Source organism: Belnapia rosea (assembly GCF_900101615.1).
In the GTDB taxonomy this organism is placed as follows: Bacteria; Pseudomonadota; Alphaproteobacteria; order Acetobacterales; family Acetobacteraceae; genus Belnapia; species Belnapia rosea.
In genome coordinates this window covers 1-5,412 of sequence record NZ_FMZX01000070.1, presented here as the reverse complement: position 1 = coordinate 5,412, position 5,412 = coordinate 1, and the positions used below count along the sequence as shown (strand labels likewise).

Genomic DNA, 5,412 nt, shown 5'->3' with positions numbered 1-5,412 from the left:
GCCAGAACGCCGCGAACACCCCGGCCCGGGTCCACTCCTGAAAGCGTCGATGGGCTGAGGAGGACGAGCAGATCGTTGTCTCGCGGAGCGCGTTCCACTGGCACCCCGTCCGCAAAATGAAGAAGATGGCGTCCATCGCCGCCCGGTCAGGCACCCGCGGGTTGTGGCAGCCCAACGGGTGCTTCGGCCGCGGCGGCAGCAGCCGCTCCATCTTGGCCCAGAGCGCGTCCGGCAGGCGCCAGCCGTCATCCCGGACACGCCGCCTCTTGGTCTTCAGATCAGCCCTTCTCGCCATCCCTGGCAGATAGTGATCAGGCGGGAAGCTGCCTACCGAGATACGCTCTTAGCCTGGCCCACGAACGCCTCCTCTGGTGGTTGCTCAACACCTCCACCTTGGCACATCGATGCCGTCGGGGGGCGTCCACACCATCAACGCTCCTGGACGGCGTGCCGAGGGTGTTGGCGGAGGCGCCCGGCCTGTGGCCGCTGCCCGTGGGGCGAGAGTGAGCACCGCGGCCGCGCCCCAGTCGGGCACGAGCCGGAGGCGAACCACAGCGCGCGAATTCGCCTGGTTGTCAGGCAGCCCTCAGAACGCTATTTTGTAAGAACTTCAATGCTTGGCGAGCGGGTGCCGCAAGCGTCGCACCGGACTGATATCAGAACACTACGGGGTCGATCACACGCTCCAGCTTCGGACCCCGTTCTGCGTCATGCAGCATGCCGCTGAGAGGCGGACGGATCATGGACGCCACAGTTGAAGGACCTGGGATGAAGTCTGAGGACATGCCGTACGTCGGCGAGATCGATTCTGCACGCAACAAGGAGAAGCTAAGCGCGGTTGTCATCTCGTATAATCGAGCGGACCTCATAGGCACCTGTCTGCGAGCACTCTCTTTCGCAGACGAGCTCATCGTCATCGACAAGTCCTCCACCGACGGCACACCCGAGCTCGCCGCGGCGCTTGCAGATCGGGTGATCGTCACTGCGTGGTCCCCGACCGTCGAGGAAACCCGTGCCTTCGCGGTGTCTAACGTCCAGCATGAGTGGATACTATGCCTCGATGACGACGAGTGCCTCAGCGTCGAGGCGGTCCGCTTCATCCAGGAGGAGATGCCCAACCCCCGTGCGGACGTTTACGCCCTGCCGCAGCGTCACTACATCCTCGGCGTCCACGACGAAGCCGCCTATTACTGGCCCGAGTATCAGCCGCGGCTCTTCCGCCGGGGCGCAGTGATCTTCCGCGATACGATCCACGGGGGCACGGTAGCCGCACCTAACGCAACAGTATACCATATACCGCCTGAGACAGGGGCGTGCATCCACCACCTGTCGCACAAGAATGTGGCGCAGTGGATTGAGAAGTCGAACCGTTACACCTCGAGGCCTGACCGCCTCCGGGCGGAGGATGCGCGATATGACCTCGCTGCCTTCGCGCATGGCAGGATCGACGCCTTCATCGCAGCGACGAAGGCGGCGGATCGCGGCACGTACCCGGCCGCCGTCGCGGTGCTCCGCGCCGTCTACGACATCATCGACCGCTTGAAGGCGTGGGAGGCGGAAGAGGGCCTCGACGGCGGCGCCGCCTTCAAGCGGATCTGTCGTGAGCTCGAAGCGGGATACGAGCGGAACCTCCCAGGCCGGACACCGTCAGGGCCAGTCGAGCAACGCTTCGTTCGCGCCGAAGGCAAGGTGGCGCCGCCGCTCTTGCCGAGCGGGTCGGCGACCACCGCAGACGTGGCGGTTGAGCAGACGGTTACAGCGCTTCGCGACAGCCTACGGCACGTCCGCGTGACGTTTGAGGCGTATCAGCGTCGGACCGACGAGATGATCGTGGGCCAGCGCGCTGAGCTCGAATTCAGATCAAGGGAGCTTCAGGCCGCGCAAGCTCGCAGCGAGGAACTGTTGGCAGAGACAGAGCGGGTGCATGCCGCTCTTGCTGCCATGCGGGCCGAAACCCTCGAGGCGCAGGAAGCCACGCGGCAGGCACAACGTGCCGCGCAGGAAGCCATGCGGCAGGCACAACGCGCCGCACAGGCAGAGACAGAACGGGTGCATGCCGCTTTTGCCGCCATGCGGGCCGAGACCCTCCAGGCGCAGGAGACCCTGCGGCAGGAACAACGTGCCGCATTGGAGAGTGCTGCAAAGCAGGAGGCGACAATCAACGTCCTCCGCCACCGGACCGAAGTTGCTGAGGCGATGTTGCGGGACGTCCTGAGCTCCACCTCCTGGGTTTTCACCGCGCCGCTCCGATTCGCGTCGGCGCGGGCTCGCCTTCTCACGAGGGCCGCCCTGCCGGGCGGCGGCGAGGCTCGCCGAGTCATCAAGGGGTCCCTCCTGCGTCGGCTTGGCATTAGGCAGCACGGCCCCGCAGCTCTCATTACGGCGGCAGGAAGCCAGGCTGTCAGATCTGTTCCGCTTGCGCCCCATGAGGCCGCTGTTGCGAGCTATGTCGCCTGGCGATCGCGCTTTGATACGCCGAGCGCCGCCGACCTCCACAGGCTGCGGGACACCGCCGAGAGCACCCCACCAGCCCTTTTTCTTATCAGCGTCACGCCGGACGGCATCCATCTACTCGACCGGACGCTCGCCGGCCTTCGCGTGATCGTTGGACTTCGCTGGTCCGCCACAATCCTGTTCGCCGAGGGCTGCAGCGCCGCCGCTATCGAGGCATGTGGCTGCGCAACGGCGGGTGATCCGAGGTTCATCACCCAGGATCGCGCCACCTCCTTCGACGAAGTCGTACTGCTCCTCGAGGCCGGAGCGATCCCGAGGTCTTACGGGCCACGACTCCTCGTCGACGCCCTCGAACGGGATAGCGCAGCGGGGCTCGCCTATTCCGACGAGGATCGACTCGTACAGGATGGCATACCAGATACGCCTTTCTTCAAGCCGCGCTTCGCCCGCAGCCTCGCCGACGCCGGCGTCCTGCTCGGACGAATGACAGCGCTGCGCCCACCGCCAGGTGGTGTGGCTGTGCTTATACGCGAGCTGCGCGAGGCCGGCAGCGCCCAAGCCCTTGCGCGTGTTGTCGCGCTCGGACGTGCAGACTACGAGGTCGTGCACGTGCCTCACGTGACCTTCCACGACACCGCTCCGCCGGTGTCGTGGCTGCGGGTTAAGCCAAGCCTCCCGGATGAGCTCCCGCTCGTCAGCATTATCATCCCGACACGAGATAGCTGGCGCCTCCTGAAGGCATGCCTTGCCAGTCTCAAGACGACTGCCTGGCCGGGCGACCGGCTTGAGATCATCGTTGTTGACAACAACTCTAGCGATGAGGAAACCCTCGCCGAGCTCGCGAAGGCCGAGGCAGCCGGGGACATCCGGCTGATCCGGGATGCTGAGCCCTTTAACTACCCGCGCCTTAACAATGTCGCCGCCCAGCTCGCTAACGGGGAGCTGCTTGTTCTCCTCAACAACGACACGGAGGTCCGGGACCCACAATGGCTCCGGAAGATGGCAGCCTATGCCCTCCGTCCCGGTGCCGGAGCGGTCGGGCCAAAGCTCCTCTACGGCGACGGGACAGTGCAGCACGGCGGCGTCATCCTCGGCGTCCAAGGCGCCGCCGCACACGCTCACCGGTTACTGGCCGAGAATGAGCCAGGCTACGCCGGTCTTGCGACGGCAACCCATGAGGTGTCCGCTGTGACGGGAGCCTGCCTCATGGTGCGACGCGACCTCTTCTTCGAGGTGGGCGGTTTGCGCGAGGAGTTCCGGGTGGCCTTCAACGACGTCCTCCTCTGCCTCGATCTCCAGGCACGGGGATGCCAAAACTACTATCTCGGCGAACCTCTCATGCTTCATCATGAGAGCAAGACACGCGGCTACGACGACACCCCCGAGAAGGTCCGCCTCGCCCGCCACGAGACCTGTATGGCTTTGCGCATCCACCCGCGCCTGTTCCGTGACGACCCCTTCTACTCACCGAATCTTTCCCTTGAAATCCCGCATCAGCTCGCCTTCGCGCCGCGGCGGCGCGCAGCCTGGAAGGCGCCGCTCGGTCAGACGCTCCGGGTTATGATGCTCTCGATCACCTATGCTCGCGGTCACGGCGTTGCCGTCGTCATTGAGCAGCAGGTGCGCGCTCTTGCAGCAGCTGGGCATGAGGTGATCCTCGCCGGTGCGAGATCGGAGCGCGACTTCGACGGAAGCGAGATTATTGAGGTGCACGACCCACGCTCGGCTGCGACACTCGCCAGCGACCTTGGTATCGACGTCATTGTCGCGCACACGCCCCCCTATTTCGGGGTTGCGCGTTGGACGGGCGCCTACCCGCCAGTGCTCTCCTACGATTACGGGGAGCCACCGCCGGAGTTCTTTCCGGACGCAGCGGAGCGGCGCATCCAGCTCGAGATTAAAGCCATGGAGCTAGCGATCGCGACGCGTGTGCTCGCGATCTCCGAGGCAGTTGCAAACGAGTCGACCTTCCGGCCGCATGGCATCGTCCCTCTCGGAAACTCTCATCTCGGCTGTTGGGACGCCGCCGCCGCGGGGCGGCGGGTGGCCGTTCGTGCGGCACGGGGCTGGACCGACCGCACAGTAGTTCTGAACGTCTGTCGCTTCCATGCGGGCGAGCGCGCCTACAAGGGCGTCGACACCTATGCCGCCGTGCGGGACGCCCTTGTGAGGATCGACCCAATAGCGGCCGGGGGGCTTCTCTTTGTTCTCTGCGGCAAAGGAACACCCGAGGATGTAGCGGCGATGGAGGCGCGGGGCTTGACCGTGATCGCAAACGTCACCGACGCGGAGATGACCGACCTCTACGCGGCGGCGGATGTATATGCAAACTTTTCACGTTGGGAGGGCTACAACCTCGGCATCGGCCAGGCGCTCGCCATGGGACTTCCTGTGGTCGCCTCCGACATCCCCGCGCACAGAGCGTTCGGCGTAAAGACCACCGACGACCCAGACGACGCCGCCCGGTTCGTTCTTGGCAAAGGGTGGGACGACAAGGAGCGGACGCCCTGTCTCTGGATGTGGGATGAGCCGCTGCGGGCCTTCGTCCGAGAGGTCGAGGAGCTTGCAAGAGCCACCTCGGCGTCACCTGCGCCACGTTTTCACGCGCCGGCGACGAGGCGCGAGCCGGAACTGTCCGATTATCAATGCGCGGATTGGCAACGGGAGGATCGGGAGATCAATCCGCCCTGCTGAGGCGCCGAGCGGCCCACCGCTGTTACGCCCAGCGACCGTCTTGGTGGTCAAGCGATTTTCCACGGGGTCTGGGTCCGGGTCATGGCGTTGAGAATGCCCAGCAGGCTGTCTAGCACTACCTGGGCACTTTTGGTGGCATCCTGCGTTGTCTCTGAACCTGTTGAAGGAGTTTAGAACCTATCCCGGCAGGGCATGTCGCCAGGTGATGATGGCGAGCGCGAGGTGGAGCAGCGCGAGGTAGTTGGCGGACTTCTTGGCCCAGCG

General features: G+C 65.0%; 2 protein-coding genes. One reads left to right on the top strand and one right to left on the bottom strand.

Annotation, left to right across the window (positions count from 1 at the left end; all coding sequences use genetic code 11):
* Window positions 1-211 (bottom strand): transposase (locus BLR02_RS27800; protein ID WP_245705000.1); only part of this gene is annotated, 211 nt, incomplete at its 3' end.
* A gap of 557 nt (window positions 212-768) precedes the next feature.
* Here BLR02_RS27800 and BLR02_RS27795 point away from each other — a divergent pair.
* Window positions 769-5,148 carry a glycosyltransferase gene (locus tag BLR02_RS27795; RefSeq protein ID WP_176849881.1) on the top strand — a complete coding sequence of 1,460 codons (4,380 nt, stop codon included), beginning with the start codon at window positions 769-771 and terminating at the stop codon, window positions 5,146-5,148.
* Window positions 5,149-5,412: the final 264 nt, after the last annotated feature.